Origin of the sequence: Enterobacter soli ATCC BAA-2102 (genome assembly GCF_001654845.1) — a bacterium.
In the GTDB taxonomy this organism is placed as follows: Bacteria; Pseudomonadota; Gammaproteobacteria; order Enterobacterales; family Enterobacteriaceae; genus Enterobacter; species Enterobacter soli.
The window spans coordinates 22,754-42,226 of record NZ_LXES01000031.1 but is presented as its reverse complement, the minus strand read 5'-3'; the positions used below and the strand labels follow the sequence as shown (position 1 = coordinate 42,226).

Annotated in this window: 19 protein-coding genes; 13 read left to right on the top strand and 6 right to left on the bottom strand. The window is 54.3% G+C overall.

The genetic code is table 11. The annotated features are described in order from the left end of the window. The first annotated feature begins 333 nt into the window (after positions 1–333). Entirely contained in the window at positions 334–1,833 is a 1,500-nt protein-coding gene (locus M987_RS11050) for a PTS transporter subunit EIIC (RefSeq protein ID WP_064555856.1), read from the top strand. 86 nt (positions 1,834–1,919) lie between these two features. Further along, entirely contained in the window at positions 1,920–2,936 is a 1,017-nt protein-coding gene (gene malI, locus M987_RS11045; protein WP_014069198.1) for a Mal regulon transcriptional regulator MalI, read from the top strand. Between the two features lie 87 nt (positions 2,937–3,023). Here malI and cysS read toward each other — a convergent pair whose 3' ends face one another. Then, on the bottom strand, positions 3,024–4,409 hold the full coding sequence (gene cysS, locus M987_RS11040; protein WP_014069197.1) for a cysteine--tRNA ligase: 1,386 nt from the start codon (positions 4,407–4,409) through the stop codon (positions 3,024–3,026). A gap of 174 nt (positions 4,410–4,583) precedes the next feature. Here cysS and ppiB point away from each other — a divergent pair, with 174 nt between their 5' ends. The 7 genes from ppiB (at position 4,584) to mnmH (ending at position 9,326) form a co-directional block, all read left to right on the top strand. Continuing rightward, positions 4,584–5,078 carry a peptidylprolyl isomerase B gene (gene ppiB / locus M987_RS11035; protein WP_014069196.1) on the top strand — a complete coding sequence of 165 codons (495 nt, stop codon included), beginning with the start codon at positions 4,584–4,586 and terminating at the stop codon, positions 5,076–5,078. 3 nt (positions 5,079–5,081) lie between these two features. Next, a complete protein-coding gene (gene lpxH / locus M987_RS11030; protein WP_014069195.1) occupies positions 5,082–5,804 on the top strand; it encodes a UDP-2,3-diacylglucosamine diphosphatase in 723 nt (240 codons plus the stop codon). A 151-nt stretch (positions 5,805–5,955) separates the two neighbouring features. Continuing rightward, entirely contained in the window at positions 5,956–6,165 is a 210-nt protein-coding gene (locus tag M987_RS11025) for a YdgH/BhsA/McbA-like domain containing protein (RefSeq protein ID WP_014069194.1), read from the top strand. Positions 6,166–6,235: 70 nt separating this feature from the next. Beyond that, positions 6,236–6,421 (top strand): hypothetical protein, encoded by a 186-nt coding sequence (locus tag M987_RS11020; protein WP_014069193.1) that lies wholly within the window; start codon positions 6,236–6,238, stop codon positions 6,419–6,421. A 174-nt stretch (positions 6,422–6,595) separates the two neighbouring features. After that, a complete protein-coding gene (gene purE, locus M987_RS11015; protein WP_014069192.1) occupies positions 6,596–7,105 on the top strand; it encodes a 5-(carboxyamino)imidazole ribonucleotide mutase in 510 nt (169 codons plus the stop codon). After that, on the top strand, positions 7,102–8,169 hold the full coding sequence (gene purK / locus M987_RS11010; RefSeq protein ID WP_014069191.1) for a 5-(carboxyamino)imidazole ribonucleotide synthase: 1,068 nt from the start codon (positions 7,102–7,104) through the stop codon (positions 8,167–8,169). Before purE ends, purK begins: the two co-directional genes overlap by 4 nt. Positions 8,170–8,255: 86 nt before the next feature. Beyond that, a complete protein-coding gene (gene mnmH / locus M987_RS11005; RefSeq protein WP_014069190.1) occupies positions 8,256–9,326 on the top strand; it encodes a tRNA 2-selenouridine(34) synthase MnmH in 1,071 nt (356 codons plus the stop codon). A gap of 90 nt (positions 9,327–9,416) precedes the next feature. Here mnmH and M987_RS11000 read toward each other — a convergent pair whose 3' ends face one another. The 3 genes from M987_RS11000 to ybbA form a co-directional block, all read right to left on the bottom strand. Beyond that, entirely contained in the window at positions 9,417–10,562 is a 1,146-nt protein-coding gene (locus M987_RS11000; RefSeq protein WP_014069189.1) for a porin, read from the bottom strand. Positions 10,563–10,744: 182 nt separating this feature from the next. Further along, positions 10,745–13,159 carry a putative ABC transporter permease subunit YbbP gene (gene ybbP, locus M987_RS10995; RefSeq protein WP_014069188.1) on the bottom strand — a complete coding sequence of 805 codons (2,415 nt, stop codon included), beginning with the start codon at positions 13,157–13,159 and terminating at the stop codon, positions 10,745–10,747. Next, the gene (ybbA, locus tag M987_RS10990) at positions 13,156–13,842 is read right to left on the bottom strand and encodes a putative ABC transporter ATP-binding protein YbbA (protein ID WP_014069187.1); all 687 of its coding nucleotides are present in this window, start codon (positions 13,840–13,842) and stop codon (positions 13,156–13,158) included. The genes ybbP and ybbA overlap by 4 nt, the downstream gene beginning before the upstream one ends. On the opposite strand from ybbA, the gene tesA reads away from it, so the two are divergent. From tesA to M987_RS10975, 3 genes are read left to right on the top strand one after another with little or no spacing between them, the layout of a single operon-like run. Continuing rightward, positions 13,813–14,445 (top strand): multifunctional acyl-CoA thioesterase I/protease I/lysophospholipase L1, encoded by a 633-nt coding sequence (tesA, locus tag M987_RS10985; RefSeq protein ID WP_041162005.1) that lies wholly within the window; start codon positions 13,813–13,815, stop codon positions 14,443–14,445. The two genes, ybbA and tesA, sit on opposite strands and share 30 nt — an antisense overlap. Beyond that, on the top strand, positions 14,426–15,235 hold the full coding sequence (locus M987_RS10980; protein ID WP_176408567.1) for an SDR family oxidoreductase: 810 nt from the start codon (positions 14,426–14,428) through the stop codon (positions 15,233–15,235). The genes tesA and M987_RS10980 overlap by 20 nt, the downstream gene beginning before the upstream one ends. Positions 15,236–15,294: 59 nt before the next feature. Next, entirely contained in the window at positions 15,295–16,149 is an 855-nt protein-coding gene (locus M987_RS10975; RefSeq protein WP_014069184.1) for a thioredoxin family protein, read from the top strand. 49 nt (positions 16,150–16,198) lie between these two features. Here M987_RS10975 and fetB read toward each other — a convergent pair whose 3' ends face one another. Both fetB and fetA read right to left on the bottom strand, forming a co-directional pair. Further along, on the bottom strand, positions 16,199–16,981 hold the full coding sequence (gene fetB / locus M987_RS10970; protein WP_014069183.1) for an iron efflux ABC transporter permease subunit FetB: 783 nt from the start codon (positions 16,979–16,981) through the stop codon (positions 16,199–16,201). Then, the gene (gene fetA, locus M987_RS10965; RefSeq protein ID WP_014069182.1) at positions 16,974–17,645 is read right to left on the bottom strand and encodes an iron efflux ABC transporter ATP-binding subunit FetA; all 672 of its coding nucleotides are present in this window, start codon (positions 17,643–17,645) and stop codon (positions 16,974–16,976) included. Before fetA ends, fetB begins: the two co-directional genes overlap by 8 nt. Positions 17,646–18,063: 418 nt before the next feature. Between fetA and M987_RS10960 the strand changes: the two genes are divergently transcribed. Further along, positions 18,064–19,308 carry a collagen-binding protein gene (locus M987_RS10960; protein WP_014069181.1) on the top strand — a complete coding sequence of 415 codons (1,245 nt, stop codon included), beginning with the start codon at positions 18,064–18,066 and terminating at the stop codon, positions 19,306–19,308. Positions 19,309–19,473 lie beyond the last annotated feature (165 nt).

Sequence of the window (19,473 nt, the reverse complement as noted above, 5' to 3'; positions counted from 1 at the left end):
CGCCTCGCCCCGGCCTACAGGAAACGCTTCGGCGATTTTCAGCCGGACCATGGAGTCGCTAGTAGTCTTTTATTTCAATGGCGTAATGTCATCGCTGAATAAAGACAAACATTACTGGGGAATCCTCTCCCACAGGGAGAGGGGATAAAAATCCCCCACATCTATCACGGTTAATTATCGATCAACTTCAAAAAATCACTATTTCCTCTGTTGGAATGTGAAATTTAAGTTGCACGAAATTCATGCTTTCATCACGATAAGTAGAACGTTCTACTAAAACGTTCTACTTACAATAACAGCGCCAAAAAAGGCGCTACTCGGGGGAAGATCAGCATGAGTCTGATATCAGGGTTTGTTAAATCGCTGTCAAAGTTATCGATGATTGGTCGCGCATTAATGCTGCCAATTTCACTGCTTCCTGCCGCAGGTCTGTTACTGGCCTTCGGGGATAAATTCCACCTGCCGCTGATGATGAACGCTGGCGGCGTTATTTTTGATAACCTGCCGATGCTGTTCGCCATTGGCTCCGCCGTGGGTCTGGCATCGGAATCCGGTATTGCGGCGCTGTCGGCGGCGGTGTCGGTGTTTGTCACCAACATCACCATCAGCACGGTGCTGAGTATCACGCCGGAAATGGCCTCCCAGGGCGGGAAATACGCTATGGTTGTGGGTATTCCGACGCTGCAAATGGGCGTATTCGGCGGACTTATCTGCGGTATTCTCGCCGCGTGGTGTTACAACCGTTTCCATACCATGCAGCTGCCGGAATTCCTCGGCTTCTTCTCCGGTAAACGTTTCGTGGCAATTGCGACGGCATTCCTGTCGTTTGTACTCGGCCTGCTGCTGCCGTATGTCTGGCAGCATATTCAGTCCGGTATTGATGCGCTCTCTGTTGTTGTGAACGGCGATAATCAGGCGGCCTCGACCTTTATCTTTGGTCTGGTGGAACGCGCACTGATCCCGCTCGGCCTGCACCACATCTGGTATCCGTCCTTCTGGTACTCGTTCGGGGATTACACCACCCAGGCGGGCCAGGTTATCCACGGCGACCAGACCATCTGGTTCAAGATGCTGGAAGAAGGGGTGAAATCCTTCAGCAGCGATACCTACCAGAACGCCGGTAAATTCATGCAGGGTGAGTTCCCGCTGATGCTGTTCGCACTGCCTGCGGCATGTCTGGCGATGTATCACGAAGCTCACACCAAAAATAAAAAAATTGCTGCCGGTATTTTGTTCTCTGCGGCGCTGACCTGCTTCCTGACAGGGATCACCGAGCCGGTTGAATTCACCTTTATCTTTGTGGCACCGATTCTGTATGTCTTTAACGCCATCATGGCGGGCCTGGCCTATATGACGATGTACCTGTTACATGCGCATATCGCCAAGTCCTTCTCTGCGGGCTTTATCGATTACCTGTCCTTTGGGATCCTGCCATCGTTTAACGGCTATCAGACCAACTTCCTGAGCGCCATCATCATTGGCATTCCGATGGCGCTGATTTACTACTTCACGTTCCGCTTTGTTATCCGTCGTTTCGACGTGAAAACACCGGGTCGTACTGAAGTGACCGCCAACGCGAATGATAAAACCGACACCGAACTGGCAACAGAAATCATCAGCCTGCTGGGCGGCGCACAGAACATCGATTCTGTCGGTTCCTGCATTACCCGTCTGCGTCTGGAAGTGTCAAAAAGTGATGACGTGGATAAAGACGGTCTTAACGGACTGGGGGCTCGCGGCGTCGTCTTCGTGGGCGACAACGGTATTCAGGTGATTTTCGGTGCCAGAGCACAGTTTATTGCCCAGACCATGTCCACGATGATCGGCAAATAATAAGATGCCTGCACGACGCGTCTCCTGTAGTCTGGGAGACGCATTGTTGTATCTGGCTGATAATCGGTAAATTTCAGGGAGCGGTTTTGAAGAAAGTCAGCATCATTGATGTCGCAAAACAGGCGGGTGTCTCGGTTTCAACCGTCTCTCTGGTATTGCGCCAGAAAGGGAAAATCTCAGAAGCCACCATTGAGAAAGTCCATGCTGCCATCAATACGCTTGGCTATGTGCACAACACGGCCGCAGCCAATCTTCGCGCCAACACCTCCAACCTTATTGGCCTGATCCTGCGTGATTTCAGCGACAGTTTTTCCATCAAAGTGATGGCGAGCATTGTTCAGGAGCTGGAAAAACAGGGATACATGGTTTTTCTTGGCCAGCCGCTCAACGATCATGAACATCTGGAACGCAGCCTGCTTTCGTTTAAACAACAGGGTGTTGCCGGTGTTATTTACCTGGCGTCGGATACTCGCACGTCGACCTTGCCCCCTCAGATCCGTGATTGCCCGTTACCGCTGGTTGTGGTGTCCCAGTCGCTGTTAAATGAGCCCTGCAATCTGGTGATGCGTGATAACCGCCAGGCGGCTAACCTCGCCACACGCTATCTTATCGAGCGTGGACATCGCAATATTGCCTATATTGGCGGGCGTGAAGGTTGCCTTATCCGGGAGCAGCGTTTGCTGGGATTTCGCAGCGCAATGGCCCAGTACGGCCTGGTGAATCGCGAAGAGTCCGCTCCCGCCTGTAGCGACGACACCCAGGCGGCCAGTTTTGTCACCCGCCAGCTTCTTGAGAAGAACAACACCATTACCGCCCTGCTCTGCCACTCTCCCGATGCCATGATCGGCTCGATTTCCGGCATTCATCATGTTGGCCGCACCGTCGGGAAAGATGTGTTTTTAACCCAGCAGGTCGCGCTGGTGGGTTTTGAGGATATGCTGCACGTCAATCTCACCTCGCCGTCCTTCACCTACGTGTCGTCAGCCAGCGAGGAAACCGGGCGTCAGGCCGCCGGGCTGATTATTCGCAAGCTGAAAGAGCCGGAACTGCAAACCCAGCGGATCACCCTCTCCGGGCAGCTTATTGCGAGGGAATCGGCGTAAAAAAGCCGGGTGGCGGCTACGCCTTACCCGGCCTATGGTCATGATGTTGTAGGCCCGGTAAGCGTCAGCGCCACCGGGCGTACAGACTTACTTACGACGCCACGTGGTACCCTGCGCGCCATCTTCAAGAATGATACCCATCTCGGTCAGACGGTTACGCGCCGCATCTGCCGCCGCCCAGTCTTTCGCCTGACGCGCTTCAAGACGTGCTTTGATCAACGCTTCAATCTCTGCCACTTCTCCATCGTCTGCCTGTGCACCGCTTTGCAGGAATACATCAGGCTCCTGCTCCAGCAGACCGAGTACCGAAGAGAGCTTACGCAGATGGGACGCCAGCGCATTGGCCGCTGCCATATCTTCTGATTTCAGGCGGTTCACTTCACGCGCCATATCGAACAGCACGGAGTAGGCTTCCGGAGTGTTGAAGTCGTCGTTCATCACTTCAACAAAACGCGCTTCAAAGGCTTCGCCACCGGCGGCTGCCACCGATTTGTCGGTACCGCGCAGTGCGGTATACAGGCGCTCCAGCGCAGAGCGGGCCTGTTTCAGGTTCTCTTCGCTGTAGTTCAGCTGGCTGCGATAATGGCCGGACATCAGGAAGTAACGCACGGTTTCTGCATCGTAATACTTCAGTACGTCACGCACGGTGAAGAAATTGCCGAGCGATTTCGACATCTTCTCGCGGTCAACCATCACCATCCCGGAGTGCATCCAGTAGTTAACGTACTCGCCGCCGTGCGCACAGGTAGACTGCGCAATTTCGTTTTCGTGGTGCGGGAACATCAGGTCAGAGCCGCCGCCGTGGATATCGAAATGGTTGCCCAGCTGTTTGCAGTTCATCGCGGAACACTCGATGTGCCAGCCAGGACGGCCTTCACCCCACGGGGATGGCCAGCTTGGCTCACCCTCTTTGGACATCTTCCACAGGACAAAGTCCATCGGGTTACGCTTCACGTCGACGACGTCAACGCGCGCACCGGCCTGCAACTGATCCAGATCCTGACGGGACAATTTGCCGTAAGCCGGATCGGTTGGCACAGAGAACATCACGTCGCCGTTATCCGCCACATAGGCGTGACCCCGTTCGATCAGCTTCTCAGTGATATCGATAATTTCATGAATATGGTGGGTCGCACGCGGCTCGCTGTCCGGGCGCTGAATATTTAATGCATCAAAGTCTTTGTGCATTTCAACGATCATACGATCCACCAGCGCGACAAAGCTCTCGCCGTTTTCATTAGCGCGTTTAATGATTTTGTCGTCGATGTCGGTGATGTTACGCACATACTTCAGGTTATAGCCCAGGAAGCGCAGGTAACGAGAAACCACGTCAAAAGCAACAAAAGTGCGGCCATGGCCGATGTGACAGAGATCGTAAACCGTAATACCACACACGTACATGCCGACTTCCCCGGCATGGATAGGTTTAAATTCCTCTTTTTGGCGCGTCATTGTATTAAAGATTTTTAACATCGAAGATTCCATGTAAACACGTGTGTGGACGAAAACCGGGTATTCTACCCGTAATTCAAACCCGAAGCAGCACACAATGCAAGGTGATCGCATCCTGTGGTTATGCTATAACAAGCCCCTATATGTGACCCGAACACGGGTTGACGCACCACAATAACGGAACAGGATGCAAAAATGGTTACTTTCCACACTAATCATGGCGATATCGTAATCAAGACTTTTGATGACAAAGCGCCTGAAACAGTTAAAAACTTCCTGGACTACTGCCGCGAAGGTTTCTACAACAACACCATCTTCCACCGTGTGATCAACGGCTTTATGATCCAGGGCGGCGGTTTCGAACCTGGTATGAACCAGAAAGAAACTAAAGAAGCGATCAAAAACGAAGCAAACAACGGTCTGAAAAACACCCGTGGTACGCTGGCAATGGCCCGTACTCAGGCTCCACACTCAGCAACCGCGCAGTTCTTCATCAACGTAGCTGACAACGACTTCCTGAACTTCTCTGGCGAAAGCCTGCAAGGCTGGGGCTACTGCGTATTCGCAGAAGTGGTTGAAGGTATGGACGTTGTTGACAAGATCAAAGGCGTTTCTACTGGCCGCAGCGGTATGCACCAGGACGTTCCTAAAGAAGACGTTGTGATTACAAGCGTGACCGTCAGCGAGTAATTCGTGGCGACACTCTTTATTGCAGATTTACACCTGCAAACAGAAGAACCGGCGATCACCGCCGGTTTTCTGCGTTTTTTACGCGGTGAAGCCAAAAGCGCCGATGCGCTTTACATTCTGGGCGACCTGTTTGAAGCCTGGATTGGCGACGACGATCCCAACCCGCTGCACCACGACATTGCCGCCGCCATTAAGGCGCTGGTTGATTCCGGGGTCCCCTGCTACTTCATCCACGGCAACCGTGATTTCCTGCTCGGCAAACGTTATGCCCGTGAAAGCGGTATGACATTACTGCCGGAAGAACAGGTACTCGACCTGTATGGCCGCAAGGTGTTGATCATGCACGGCGATACGCTCTGCACCGACGATACCGGCTACCAGGCGTTTCGCGCCAAAGTCCACACCCCGTGGATCCAGACGCTGTTCCTGGCACTGCCGCTGTTTATCCGCAATCGCATTGCCGCGAAAATGCGCGCAGGCAGTAAAGCCGCCAACAGCAGCAAATCAATGACCATCATGGACGTTAACCCACAGGCGGTTATCGATGTGATGGAAAAACACCGAGTGCAATGGCTGATCCACGGTCATACCCATCGCCCGGACGTCCATTCGCTTACCACCAACGGCGAACCCGCGCATCGCATCGTGCTGGGTGCCTGGCACAGCGAAGGCTCAATGGTTAAAGTCACGCCCGAGAGCGTGGAATTGATCGCATTTCCTTTCTGATACCCCACCGCACTAAATGATCAAATGCATTCAGTTTTTTTGAATGATATCGGCAAATTGTTTCGATTTTAATCAATCCTTGGTCGGTCTATTATTTATCACATCAGGGCAGCACGCCCTACTACAGACAAAACACTTAAGGAATACGACCATGAAATCCATCAAAACTTTCGTTGCAGTTGCCGCTCTTTCTCTGATTTCTTTCGGTTCTTTCGCTCAGAGCGTCAGTGCTACCGCCTCCACCATTGACCGCGCAGAAGCCAAAATTGCCGCACAGGCTGCTGAACAGGGTGCGTCATACAAAATCACCAGCGCACAGTTCAACAACCGCGTTCACATGACTGCAGAACTGACTAAATAAGACCCCTGATTGCCGTGCCGCCAGTAAACAGACAAGCGACAGCGACAATACGATGAGCAAGGAACGAAGAATGAAAACAATCAGCATCATGAGCACCCTGCTGCTGGCCGCTGTCCTGTCCACTGGCGCGATGGCGGCGGAGAATCGCTTCTCCACCCCAGAAGCAGGTTCGAATATCGACACCAGCATGGAAAATCATATTGATGTCGGCCATGCATTCGATAAAGAAAACCTGACAGCAGGAAATCTCCTGTAAAAATCGCCAGAAATTTTCGCTAAACAGACCGCCAGATGCGGTCTGTTTTGTTATGCGCGGGTGGCCACAACGGCTCAAGTTTTAGCCGCGCAACCGTTTTCCTTGCCCGTATTACATGCTATTCTCTGTGCCCTCGAAAGCAGTGTGTTTCGCACCACAGGAGTTTTAAGACGCATGTCTTCCCGCAATAATCCGGCGCGTGTCGCCATCGTGATGGGGTCCAAAAGCGACTGGGCTACCATGCAGTTCACCGCCGAAATCTTCGAAATCCTGAATGTTCCGCACCACGTTGAAGTGGTTTCCGCACACCGTACCCCCGATAAACTGTTCAGCTTTGCCGAAAGCGCTGAAGAGAACGGTTACGAGGTGATCATTGCCGGTGCGGGCGGCGCAGCACATCTGCCAGGCATGATTGCCGCAAAAACGCTGGTGCCAGTATTAGGTGTTCCGGTACAAAGCGCAGCATTAAGCGGCGTTGACAGCCTTTACTCTATTGTTCAGATGCCACGCGGTATTCCGGTGGGTACGCTGGCGATTGGCAAAGCCGGTGCGGCAAACGCTGCGCTGCTGGCCGCACAGATTCTGGCGACTCACGATAAAGCCCTGCATCAGCGTCTGGCTGAGTGGCGTAAAGCCCAGACCGACGAAGTGCTGGATAACCCGGATCCGCGGGGTGCGGCATGAAACAGGTTTGCGTTCTCGGTAACGGTCAGCTAGGCCGGATGCTGCGCCAGGCCGGCGAACCGCTGGGGATTTCCGTCTGGCCCGTCGGGCTGGATGCCGAACCGGAAGCCGTGCCTTTTCATCAGAGCGTGATCACCGCCGAGATCGAACGCTGGCCGGAAACAGCCCTGACCCGTGAGCTGGCGCGTCATAACGCTTTTGTTAACCGCGACGTGTTTCCAGTCATTGCCGACCGCCTGACCCAAAAACAGCTGTTCGACAAGCTTGGTCTGGCGACCGCGCCGTGGCAACTGCTGTCCGATAAAAGCGAATGGAACGATGTGTTTGCCATGCTTGGCGAACTGGCGATTGTGAAGCGTCGCGTGGGCGGCTACGACGGTCGCGGGCAGTGGCGCTTACGTGCCAGCGAAACCGCCGAACTGCCGGACGATTGCTACGGCGAGTGCATTGTTGAGCAGGGCATCAACTTTAGCGGCGAAGTCTCGCTGGTTGGCGCGCGTGCACACGATGGCAGCACCGTGTTTTATCCGCTGACCCACAACCTGCACCAGGATGGCATTCTGCGCACCAGCGTCGCCTTCCCACAGGCGAATGCCGCACAGCAGGCACAGGCAGAAGATATGCTCTCAGCCATCATGCATGAGCTGGGTTATGTGGGCGTGATGGCGATGGAGTGCTTTGTCACCCCTGCCGGGCTGCTGATCAACGAACTGGCACCGCGCGTGCACAACAGCGGACACTGGACGCAAAACGGCGCATCCATCAGCCAGTTTGAGCTGCACCTGCGTGCCATTACTGACCTGCCGCTGCCGCAGCCGGTAGTGAACAGTCCGTCGGTAATGATCAACCTGATCGGTACCGATCTGAACTACGACTGGCTGAAGCTACCGCTGGTACATCTGCACTGGTACGACAAAGAGGTGCGTCCGGGGCGTAAGGTGGGTCACCTTAACCTGAACGATACTGATGAAGGCCGTCTGAGCGCGACGCTTGAAGCCATTATTCCGCTGCTGCCGCCAGAGTACGCCAGCGGGATTGTCTGGGCACAGTCGAAACTCGCGTAAGTCTCCCCCGCCGGGGAGTTGATCTTCAACGTCCCCGGCGTAAAATCCCGCCCATCATTACTGCTTAGTTTTCTTCTGGAATCACCATGAACGATGGAACGGACTATCGCGCGATCCTCGCGTCTGATACCCCTTTAATCGACGTTCGCGCGCCGATCGAATTCGCACAGGGCGCGATGCCCGCCGCAATCAACCTGCCATTGATGAACGACGACGAACGTGCCGCCGTTGGCACCTGCTATAAACGCCAGGGGCCTGAAGCCGCACTGGCGCTCGGTCATAGCCTGGTGAAAGGCGACACACGCGAGGCACGCATTCAGGCCTGGCGCGAAGCAAGCCTGGCAAACCCCAACGGCTATTTCTGCTGCGCGCGTGGCGGACAGCGCTCGCATATCGCCCAGGCCTGGCTGAAAGAGGCCGCCGTTGATTATCCACTGGTGAAGGGCGGCTATAAGATGCTGCGTCAGGCAGCCATTCAGGCCACTATTGAGCAGGTGCAAAAACCGATGGTGTTGATTGGCGGCTGTACCGGCAGCGGTAAAACTCTGCTGGTGAAGCAACACGCGCAGGGGGTTGATCTGGAAGGGCTGGCGCATCATCGAGGTTCATCGTTTGGCCGCACGCTCCAGCCGCAGCTTTCACAGGCGAGTTTCGAAAACCAGCTGGCGATTGAGCTGTTAAAAAAAGATGCCGCACGCTGGGTGCTGGAAGACGAAGGCCGCATGATTGGCTCCAACCACCTCCCGGAGTGCCTGCGCGATCGCATGGTTCAGTCGTCAATTGTGGTGGTCGATGACCCGTTCGACATTCGCCTTGAGCGCCTGCGCGAAGAGTATTTCGACCATATGTGGGCCGATTTTTCTGCCGCGTATGGGGAAGAGGCAGGCTGGAAGGAGTACAGCGAGTATCTGCACCACGGGTTGTTTGCCATTCGCCGCCGTCTTGGGCTACAGCGCTTTGCTGAATTTACCGCGTTATTAGATAGCGCACTTCTGGAACAGCAGCGTTCCGGCAGCACCGAAGCGCACTTTAGCTGGCTTGCGCCCCTGCTTAACGATTATTACGACCCGATGTACAGCTATCAGTTGGAGAAAAAAGCAGAGAAGATTGTGTATCGCGGGAAGTTTGAAGACGTTGCCGAGTGGCTTTTGTGCTGAAAAACAAGCCGGGTGGCGGCTGCGCCTTACCCGGCCTACGATTGCTTTTGTAGCCCCGGTAAGCGCAGCGCCACCGGGGAAACAGACGACTTAGAAGTCGTAACGCAGACGCACCAGGTTCATATCGCCCAGATCGTCGGTGCTGGAGGTGAATACGTGTTCGTAGTCAACACGGAAACCGTAATCCAGCTGGAAGCTGATACCCACGCCGTTGTCGATACGCTGGTAGTTACGACCATTCACGTATTCGATGCGATCGCCCATGAAGTAAGGCTGGATGGATTTAACCGCATACTGACCGATTGGGAATTTGTAGCCCGCGAAGTACTCGATACCCCATGCGTCACCGGCAAAGTAATTGTTGGTTGATACTTTTTTGGTGGTCATGAAGTTCTGGTACCAGCCGCCGCCCGCGGAGAAGGTCCAGTTGTCAGGCGTCCAGCTCAGCGCCGTACCCAGGATGTTCTGATCGTAGGTTTTGCTGTCGCTGTTTTCCGGGTTACGCATTTCCGCGCGGGTGTAGTTCCACGCCGTACCCCAGCTCAGATCTTTGGTCAGGTGATAATCCAGACCCAGTGAGCCGCCGCCTTTACGTTTGTAACGCAGGCCGTTGCCTGGCAGGTATTCACCGTCTTCGAACAGGTAAGATGCATAGATATCAGCATCGCCCACGGTTTTCTTATATTTCAGCATTTTGCGTGAACGATAAGAACCGTCGTAATCGCCGTTGATACCGTTACCTGGTGCCTGGCCGATCATGTCGTAGTCCCAGATATCGGTTTTCGCGCCAACCACATCATAGTAAACGCTGTTCTGTTGACCGAAGGTCAGCGTACCCCAGGTGTTGCTCTTCAGACCGGTATACAGCATACGGCGAGAGGTGTTGTTTGCACCTTCTGCGTAGTGGTTGTCCCAGTCGAACAGCGCAGGAATGTTCACACCCAGCTCGTAGTAGCTTACCCAGCTGATGTCATCAAACAGATAGTAATCTGCTGCGAAACGGAAACGGGTGCCGCCGTCGAAGCCATTACGTTTGTAGGAACCTTTATCGCCGTCGCCAGTCATCATGTTGAACTGAGGACGGATACTGCCGCCAACGGTGAAGTTAAGACGGCTCAGCGGATCGCCCGCCTGTGGATCTTGTTTCAGAACAGTGATTTCCGCCTGAGTTGCGAAAGACGTCAATGCCACTGCCGCGCCGATCGTTGCCGCCAGCGCTGTTTTTTTTATAGTCATTATTTTTCCTTGATAGACACGCTGCTAAATATTTAGCAGGTGAATATTAACTGGAAAATATAGGGCTGTGTGGGCGGTTTTTTAATGATTTGTGCTACTAAAATGATGGGTATTATCGATTTGTGCTACTAAATGATTACGTACCAGCATATAAACCGGTACGTAATCATCACGGAACTCAACTAACTGACAAACTGACGGAACAGCGCTTTGCCTTTTAACAGCCGCGTACCGAGCCAGCCGCCGCACAGCGACAACAGCACCGCACCGCAAACAGGCAGCGTGATCCACAACCGCCAGTCTGGCTCCCACGGGAAGTCAAAGACCCGGGTCTGGAGCACCGCCAGCGCCGTTTCAGCGCCAATGGCAGCCACCAGGCCCGCCACCAGTCCCAGCAGGGCAAACTCGCACCACAGGGTAGTGCGCAGCAGACGTTTCCCGGCCCCCAGCGTACGATACACCACCAGTTCCTGATGGCGCTGGCGCATCCCGACCTGCACCTGAGCCAGCAACAACAGCACACCGCAGAGCGTCACCAGCACCACCATCACTTCAAGGGCGCGGCTCACTTGCTCCAGCACTTGTCCCACTTGTTTCAGGATCGCGCCAATATCCAGCAGGCTCACAGTCGGGAACTCACGGTTCAGCTGGGTCAGCATACCGTTGCCGTTCTCCCAGCGGAAACTGGTCAGCCAGCTCTGCGGTTGCCCGTCCAGTGCGCCCGCGGGGAAGATAAAGAAGAAATTCGGCCGCAGACTTTCCCAGTCAACCTTGCGCAGGCTGGTGACCGTAGCGCTGAAGTCCTGCGTGTCACCGGTAAAGGTGACCTTATCTCCCAGCCCGATGTTCAGGCGTTTCGCCAGCCCCTCTTCCATCGACACTTCCCCGGCTTTTGGCGGCCAGGTTCCGGCGGTGATCGGGTTATGATCCGGGCGTTTGTCCTGCCAGGTCAGGTTCAGTTCACGGTTAAGCGCCTCATCCTGATTGCCCTCCGTCACCTTGCCATTGATTTGCGTCAGGCGCGCGCGAACAATCGGGTAGAAGGATTCAGGCACAATATGATGCTCAGAGAGGAACGCCTTCATCGGCGTGACCTGCTCAGGTGCGATGTTGATCAGGAAATAGTTCGGGCTTTCAGGCGGGAGCTGCCGCTGCCATCTGTCCAGCAGATCGCCGCGCAGCACCAGTAAGAGCGCCAGCAGCATAAACGACAGCGAAAATGCAGAGAGCTGGCTCAGCGTTGACCACGGCTGACGCAGCAGACGGTTTACCGCCAGACGCACGGACAGCGATTTTATCGTTAACCCTTTCAGTACGTTAAGCAGCATCCAGCCCAGCACGCCGCACAGTACCGCCAGCACCACTGCTCCCGCCAGCACGGCCCAGAGCAAGGTACTGCCTCCCATCAGCCAGACAAGCAGCCCCACCACGACCACCACAATCGCAGGAAGGTAATATTTCAACGGCCAGACGTTGGCCACGACATCACGACGCAGCACGCGCAGTGGCTGTGTGGCCAGCAGCAGCCGGTATGGGCGCAGCCCCACCAGCAAGGAAATCACCACCATCGCACCCACGGCCCAGAGCCATGGCCAGAAGCTTGCAGGAGGCAGTGCGGCAGGCAGCACCGGTTTAAGCAGCATCATCAGCACGTGTTCAAACAGTACTCCCATTACGCCGCCGGTAACCGCTGACAGTGCAAGTACCATTAACCACTGGCCGACAATCAGCTTACGCAATTGCGCCCTGCCCGCCCCAAGAGTTTTGAGGATAGCGACCAGGTCATAGCGGCTGCGGCAGTAGTGCCCCATCGCCACCGCCACTGCCGCCACGGCCAGCAGCAGCGTGAGCAGCGCAGAGAGCAACAGGAACTGCTGTGAACGCTCAAGCGATTTGCCAAGCGCGCCTTCGTCCTGCTCCAGCCCGTACCAGCGGTGTTCCGGTTTTAACTGCGGCAAGAGCCATTTTTCGTATGCGTCCAGCTGGGCGGGCGTGCCGCCAAACTTGTAGCGCCAGGTGACACGGCTCCCCGGCTGAACTGCGTTGGTTTTTGCCACATCAGCGGTGTTCATTAATAACCGTGGGGCAAGCTGGAAAGGGTTAAACCCCGAATCAGGCTCCTGCACCACTTCCCCGGCAATTTTCAGGGTGGCATCGCCGACATCAATACTGTCGCCTGTTTTCAGGTTCAGCAACGCCATCAGTCGCGGGGCTAACAATACCGTGCCAGGCGCAGGTTTTAACCCCGCCGGATTGGTTTGCAGCTCACCGTACATCGGATAAATACCATCGACGGCTTTAACGCTCGCCAGCTGCGGCGTGTCCCCGGCAAACGTCATGGTCTGGAAGCTGAGCTGCTCGCTCACTTTCAGCCCCAGCTTACGGGCTTCTTCAATCCAGGCGGGCGGCACGTCTCGTGAGCTTTGTAATGCCCGATCGCCGGCCATAAATTCGCGGCTTTGCTGGCTTAAGCCTTTTTCCATGCGATCGCTGACGCTGCCAAGCGCCAGTACGCAGGCCACCGCCAGGCTTAACGCCAGCCAGACAATCAGCAGCGATGGCGAGCGCCATTCTCGCCAAAACCAGCGGGCAATCATGCTTCCTCCTGAAGTTCACCGTTGACCAGCCGCAACCGGCGATCGCAACGGGCGGCAAGCTGCGGATCGTGGGTGACCAGAATCAGCGTTGTGCCGTGTTCGCGGTTGAGCGAAAACAGCAGATCGGCAATTTTATCCCCGGTCTGGCGGTCAAGGTTACCGGTAGGTTCATCGGCAAAGAGCACTTCCGGGCGGCCATTAAATGCACGTGCCAACGCCACGCGCTGCTGCTCGCCGCCGGAAAGCTGAGCCGGGAGATGGTCAAGGCGTTTCCCAAGCCCCAGCTGTTCCAGCAGTGCTTTGGCATGGTCACGGCTCTCGCGGGTATTTTCACCGCGTAACAGGCCAGGAAGCTCTACGTTTTCCAGCGCATTCAGGGTGGGAATTAACATGAAGGACTGAAAGACAAAGCCGACATGTCTGGCACGCAGTGCGGCGCGGGCTTCTTCATCAAGCGCGTGCAGCGGCTGGCCAACCAGGTTAACCTCGCCACTGCTGCCATCATCCAGCCCGGCTAAAATAGCCAGTAGCGTCGATTTCCCGGAACCCGACTCACCGATCAGCGCCAGGGTTTCGGCGCGTTTGACAACAAGTTCAACTCCGGTGAGGATGGACAGCTCGTGTTCACCCTGACCGACGGACTTCTTAAGACGATGAACTTCAACAATGTTTTCCGCTGGCATTTGCCCTTCCTGTTTTTGATTCTGTTGACCTTCCGCGCGGCAGCGGCAGATACGTTGCTGGTACTGGGTGACAGCCTGAGCGCCGGCTATCGCATGGCCGCTAACGCTGCGTGGCCTGCGCTGCTTAATGACAAATGGCAGACAAAAACACCGGTCATTAATGGCAGCATCAGCGGCGATACTTCACAACAGGGGCTGGCGCGTCTGCCTGCCCTTCTCAAACAACATCAGCCACGTTGGGTGCTGGTGGAGCTTGGCGGTAATGACGGATTGCGCGGCTTCCAGCCACAGCAGACGGAACAAACGCTGCGCACTATTTTGCAGGACATAAAGGCCGCGAATGCAAAACCGTTGCTCATGCAAATTCGTCTGCCCGCCAACTACGGTCGTCGGTATAATGAGGCCTTTAGCGCGATCTACCCGAAGCTTGCCAAAGAGTTTGATATTCCGCTGCTGCCATTTTTCATGGAAGAGGTCTATCTGAAACCCCAATGGATGCAAGACGACGGTATCCACCCCAATCACGATGCTCAGCCGTTTATTGCCGACTGGATGGCAACACGACTGGCCCCTTTAGTTAAACATGACTCGTCACACAGCTGAGATCCTGACAGGTAAAGTTATGCAAAAATCGGTCTTAATAACAGGATGTTCCAGCGGTATTGGTCTTGAAAGTGCCCTCGAATTAAAACGTCAGGGATTTTGGGTTCTGGCAGCCTGCCGTAAACCCGAAGATGTCGAACGCATGAAGGGCATGGGTTTTACCGGCGTATTGCTGGATCTGGATTCACCGGAAAGTATTGAGCACGCGGCCGATGAGGTCATTGCCCTGACCAACAATCGCCTGTTCGGTCTTTTCAACAATGCAGGATACGGTGTTTACGGCCCACTCCCCACCATCTCCCGTGAACAGCTGGAGCAGCAGTTTTCGGCTAACTTCTTTGGCGTGCATCAGCTCACCATGCGTCTGCTCCCCGCTATGCTGCCACACGGCGAAGGGCGTATCGTGATGACGTCTTCCGTGATGGGGCTGATTTCTACCCCCGGCCGCGGTGCCTATGCCGCCAGTAAGTATGCGCTGGAAGCCTGGTCTGACGCATTACGTATGGAGCTGCGTCACAGCGGGATTAAGGTGAGCCTGATTGAACCCGGCCCGATTCGTACCCGCTTTACCGACAACGTTAACCAGACGCAGTCAGACAAGCCGGTCGAAAATCCCGGTATTGCCGCACGTTTTACGCTGGGCCCGGAAGCGGTTGTCGCCAAAGTGCGCCATGCTTTCGAAAGCGATCGTCCAAAAATGCGCTATCCGGTGACGCTGGTCACCCATGCCGTCGGCTGGTTAAAACGCCTGCTTCCTGGCCGGGTGATGGACAAAATTTTACACGGTTGAGTTGAAGCAACGCGGCTTGCCCCCCATGTAAGAACAAACTGATAAACAGAGAATGACGTATGTCCGCACAGAATATCGTAAACATTACTGAAGCTAACCTGCATCAGACACTCGAACAGTCGATGACCAAACCGGTGCTGTTCTACTTCTGGTCTGAACGCAGCCAACACTGTCTGCAACTGACGCCGGTACTGGAAAGCCTGGCCGCGCAATACAATGGTCAGTTTATTCTGGCGAAGCTGGATTGCGACGCCGAGCCGATGGTGGCTTCTCAGTTTGGCCTGCGCTCAATCCCTACGGTCTATCTGTTCCAGAATGGCCAGCCTGTCGATGGTTTCCAGGGGCCGCAGCCTGAAGAGGTTATTCGTGCGCTGCTGGATAAAGTGCTGCCACGTGAAGAAGAAATTAAGGCTCAGGAAGCCGTCGCGCTGATGCAGGAAGGCAAGTACGACGAAGCCCTGCCACTGTTGAAAGACGCCTGGCAACTGTCGAATCAGAATAGCCAGATTGGCCTGCTGCTGGCAGAAACGCAGATTGCCCTGCACCGCTCAGAAGATGCGGAAGCGGTGCTGAAAACGGTCCCGCTTCAGGATCAGGATACGCGCTATCAGGGTCTGGTCGCGCAGATTGAACTGCTGAAACAGGCGGCGGATACTCCTGAAATTCAGCAGCTCCAGCAGCAGGTTGCCAGTAATCCGGCCGATGCTGCGCTGGCAAGCCAGCTGGCGTTGCAGCTGCATCAGGTGGGGCGTAACGAAGAGGCGCTGGAACTGCTGTTCAGCCATCTGCAAAAAGATCTGGCCGCCGCGGATGGCCAGGCGCGTAAGATGTTCCAGGAGATCCTTGCCGCGCTGGGCACGGGTGATGCACTGGCATCGAAGTATCGCCGCCAGCTTTACGCGCTGCTCTACTAAGAAAAAAAGCCCGGTTGCGCTACGCTTACCGGGCCTACAATACCCAGCCTTATTTCGCTTTTTTCAACTGCGTCACCACCAGCTGATGGCGTGAATTGTAGAATTTACGATACGTCAGATAACAGGCGATAATGGTCGACAGGCTCGCGGTAGACAACAACATGAACGTCACCATAATCTGATATTTAATCGCTTTTACCGGGTCGATCCCGGCAAAAATCAGCCCTGACATCATCCCGGGCAAACTCACCAGCCCGACCGTTTTTGCGGAATCGACCGTTGGGATCAGAGACGAACGAATACTCTCGCGGATCAGGCGTGCCGAGGCCACTTTCGGTGTCGCACCCAGGCTTAGTTTTTCCTGTAACTGCTGCTGTTCGCTGCTAAAGCGCTGCCCCAGGTTGTTGTAGCATAGCCCCACGGCCACCATGGCATTCCCCGCAATCATCCCTGAAATGGGGATAACCTGCATAGGTGTAAACTCAATCGAGCCTGACAATACCAGCACCGCCAGCGTTAATGCGGTACCGGTCGTGATCGCGATAAACGACGAAACAAACGCCTTATCGATATATTTGCTCCGCTTCTGCGCATTCCACGCCGCGTTGAAGCAGATAAAGAGCACCATCAGCAGCGTCAGTACCGCGTTGTTGACGTTGAAAATGTACTTCAGCACATAGCCAACAATAATGAGCTGAACTACCGCCCGGCAGATACTCCACAGAATGTCTTTTTCCAGCCCCAGTTTTTCACGGTAGCTGACGACAATCGCCACCAGCACCAGCACCAGAGAGAGCGCCAGCGATTCGTTGGTTATATTATGCTCACCCACGGTTTGCCTCCTGCATTTTCCCGCCCTGCGGCTGAAGCCTGATGACATCATCCGCATGGGTAATTTCGTTTGCATCGTGCGTAACCCACAGCACAGCGATGTTCTGCTCGCGGGTATACCGATGGATGATGTCGTTAACATTGCGCTTGTTGCTCTCGTCGAGCGCGCTGGTTATCTCATCCAGCAGCAGTACCTTTGGTAAAAACTGCAAATTACGGATCAGGGATACGCGCTGCCTTTCCCCGCCAGAAAGCTCGGTTATCGATTTGGTCAGGGTTTCTTGCGGCAATCCGAAGCGGGCAAGGTCGGCAATCAGTTTTTCGGGTTCTGGTGATTTCCCGCGGATCTGCCACGGAAAGATCAGGTTGTCGTAAACCGTGTCGCCAAACAGCGAAGGTGTTTGCACGCTGTATGACACCTGCTGCCGATAGCTTTCGGGCGACAGTGAAGCGATGTCCTTTCCTTCAAACAGAATTGTCCCCTCGGTTGGGCTGAGTAAGGACGCAACAATCTTCAGCAGTGTACTTTTGCCACAGCCTGACGGACCTGTTATCAGTTTGAATTCACCAGGAGAAAGGCAAAAATCGACATGCTGAAGAATGGTGTTCTCTCCGGCACGATACCCGACATCCTTGATATGCAAAATCACGTTTTTGTCGTTCATATTGTTTCCAGTGATTGTATACATTAAGACTTTAAAAAGACTTAATGTATACATTCGAATGACCTACTGACACAAAAAAGCCGCTTCAGAAACGCCTCTTTTTTCCCATTCCCCGCCAAAAAACCTCGTAAAGAGCAGGTTTAAACGATTTTTCGATCAAAAAAAACGCGCACCTCATCTGAAACCACAAGACTAAATGCAGAGTTAAAGTGATTAAATATTAACTTCATAAACACTTTTTAATGATTAAAGTCAAAAATACACACTTTCACACACTCTAGAATCAGCCAAACAAAAGACACTAAAAAGTCTAAAAAACACAAAAAAAAGCCTGCCATAAGCGAAAGAACTCAATTCAAAAGTCATAAAACTTAACTGACTTAAATTAACTCCCGGTACTACCGTCAGGAAATAAAAGATGAAAACCACCGTTAAATTGTTGGCCTCTGCTGTTGCTCTGTGCATTGTGCCAGCGACATATGCAATAACCCCTGAACAAGCACTCGCAAACCTTCAGGGCGCGCAGCAATTCTCCCACCTTGCGAATAAATCGTATAGCACGGCGATGTATAACGAGCATCTTGCCAATCTTGCGAAGGGGAATGCGCTCGTTATGCACGGCCCAAACTCGACACAAGCCATAGATGCATCACAAGCATACGATGCGGCACTCAAACGAGTGGCTCAGACACGTCAGGATGCCCGATTAGGCAGGCTTCAGGTTGATGCCGCGCAGTTTGCACTTCGCACAGCGGCACCACAAAAATTACTTCCCCAGTTGACACCGCAGCCAATGAACGTACCGACACCGATCACCCAGTTTGTGCCGCAGAAAACCCCGGTGCTTCCGAACCAGCTGACCCCGCAGCCAATCAAGGTACCAACGCCGATCGCACAGTCTGTGCCACAGAAAACCCCGGTGCTGCCAATTCAGCTCACGCCGCAGCCAATGAAGGTGCCAACGCCGATCGTACAGTCCGTGCCGCAGAAAACACCGGTGCTGCCAATTCAGCTCACACCGCAGCCAATCAAGGTACCAACGCCGATCGTACAGTCTGTACCACAGAAAACCCCGGTGCTGCCAACTCAGCTCACGCCGCAGCCAATGAAGGTGCCAACACCTGTCACGCAGACCGTACCAACCGTGAACCCGACGCTTTACCGCCAGGATATCGCCAAAAAGCAGGCTGCTCTGATCGCGCCCCCCGTCATTACTCCGACCACGAACAGAACTGTTATTCCGGTAACCAGCCTGAAGCCGTCCACCAAAGTCCCGGTTACCACGACGAGTGGCACAAATACGATCACAACGGTTCAGCATGTAAATACCTACTACATTGATCAGGCCACACGTAGCAAAGTGAGCAACAACTCGGACGCGATTTCTCAAAACAGTCAGAAAATCGATCGTAACGCGAAAGACATTGAGGATACCCGAGACGATCTGAAGCGTGGCCTGAACAACGCGGCAGCCATGTCCAGCCTGCACTACCACTCCGACAACGCATGGGCACTTTCCACCGGTACGGCAAACGGCGACGGAGCAGCACTGGCCGGCGGTCTTCAGAAAGGGCTGACTAGCCATGTCGCGGTAAACATGCAGGCGTCAACATCCTTCGACAGCGGCTGGATGGCAGGTGCCGGTATTTCTGGCGATTTCTGATTTCCCTCACCATGCCATGCTCAGGTCTTCATAAACACGACCTGTTAACTTTTTCTTATTAATTAAGGTGTCAGGATGAAATTGAAGATGCTTACCGCGCTGGATAAAAACAAGCTTCAGCGAAAAGCTATCGTCAGGGTCTTTACAACATTGTTGTCTGTAAGA

Coding starts and splice junctions, on each gene's coding strand:
- M987_RS11050 (WP_064555856.1), top strand. CDS start 334: ATGAGTCTGATATCAGGGTTTGTTAAATCGCTGTCAAAGTTATCGATG.
- cysS (WP_014069197.1), bottom strand. CDS start 4,409: ATGTTAAAAATCTTTAATACAATGACGCGCCAAAAAGAGGAATTTAAA.
- ppiB (WP_014069196.1), top strand. CDS start 4,584: ATGGTTACTTTCCACACTAATCATGGCGATATCGTAATCAAGACTTTT.
- M987_RS11025 (WP_014069194.1), top strand. CDS start 5,956: ATGAAATCCATCAAAACTTTCGTTGCAGTTGCCGCTCTTTCTCTGATT.
- M987_RS11020 (WP_014069193.1), top strand. CDS start 6,236: ATGAAAACAATCAGCATCATGAGCACCCTGCTGCTGGCCGCTGTCCTG.
- purE (WP_014069192.1), top strand. CDS start 6,596: ATGTCTTCCCGCAATAATCCGGCGCGTGTCGCCATCGTGATGGGGTCC.
- purK (WP_014069191.1), top strand. CDS start 7,102: ATGAAACAGGTTTGCGTTCTCGGTAACGGTCAGCTAGGCCGGATGCTG.
- mnmH (WP_014069190.1), top strand. CDS start 8,256: ATGAACGATGGAACGGACTATCGCGCGATCCTCGCGTCTGATACCCCT.
- M987_RS11000 (WP_014069189.1), bottom strand. CDS start 10,562: ATGACTATAAAAAAAACAGCGCTGGCGGCAACGATCGGCGCGGCAGTG.
- ybbP (WP_014069188.1), bottom strand. CDS start 13,159: ATGATTGCCCGCTGGTTTTGGCGAGAATGGCGCTCGCCATCGCTGCTG.
- tesA (WP_041162005.1), top strand. CDS start 13,813: ATGAACTTCAACAATGTTTTCCGCTGGCATTTGCCCTTCCTGTTTTTG.
- ybbA (WP_014069187.1), bottom strand. CDS start 13,842: ATGCCAGCGGAAAACATTGTTGAAGTTCATCGTCTTAAGAAGTCCGTC.
- M987_RS10980 (WP_176408567.1), top strand. CDS start 14,426: ATGACTCGTCACACAGCTGAGATCCTGACAGGTAAAGTTATGCAAAAA.
- M987_RS10975 (WP_014069184.1), top strand. CDS start 15,295: ATGTCCGCACAGAATATCGTAAACATTACTGAAGCTAACCTGCATCAG.
- fetA (WP_014069182.1), bottom strand. CDS start 17,645: ATGAACGACAAAAACGTGATTTTGCATATCAAGGATGTCGGGTATCGT.
- M987_RS10960 (WP_014069181.1), top strand. CDS start 18,064: ATGAAAACCACCGTTAAATTGTTGGCCTCTGCTGTTGCTCTGTGCATT.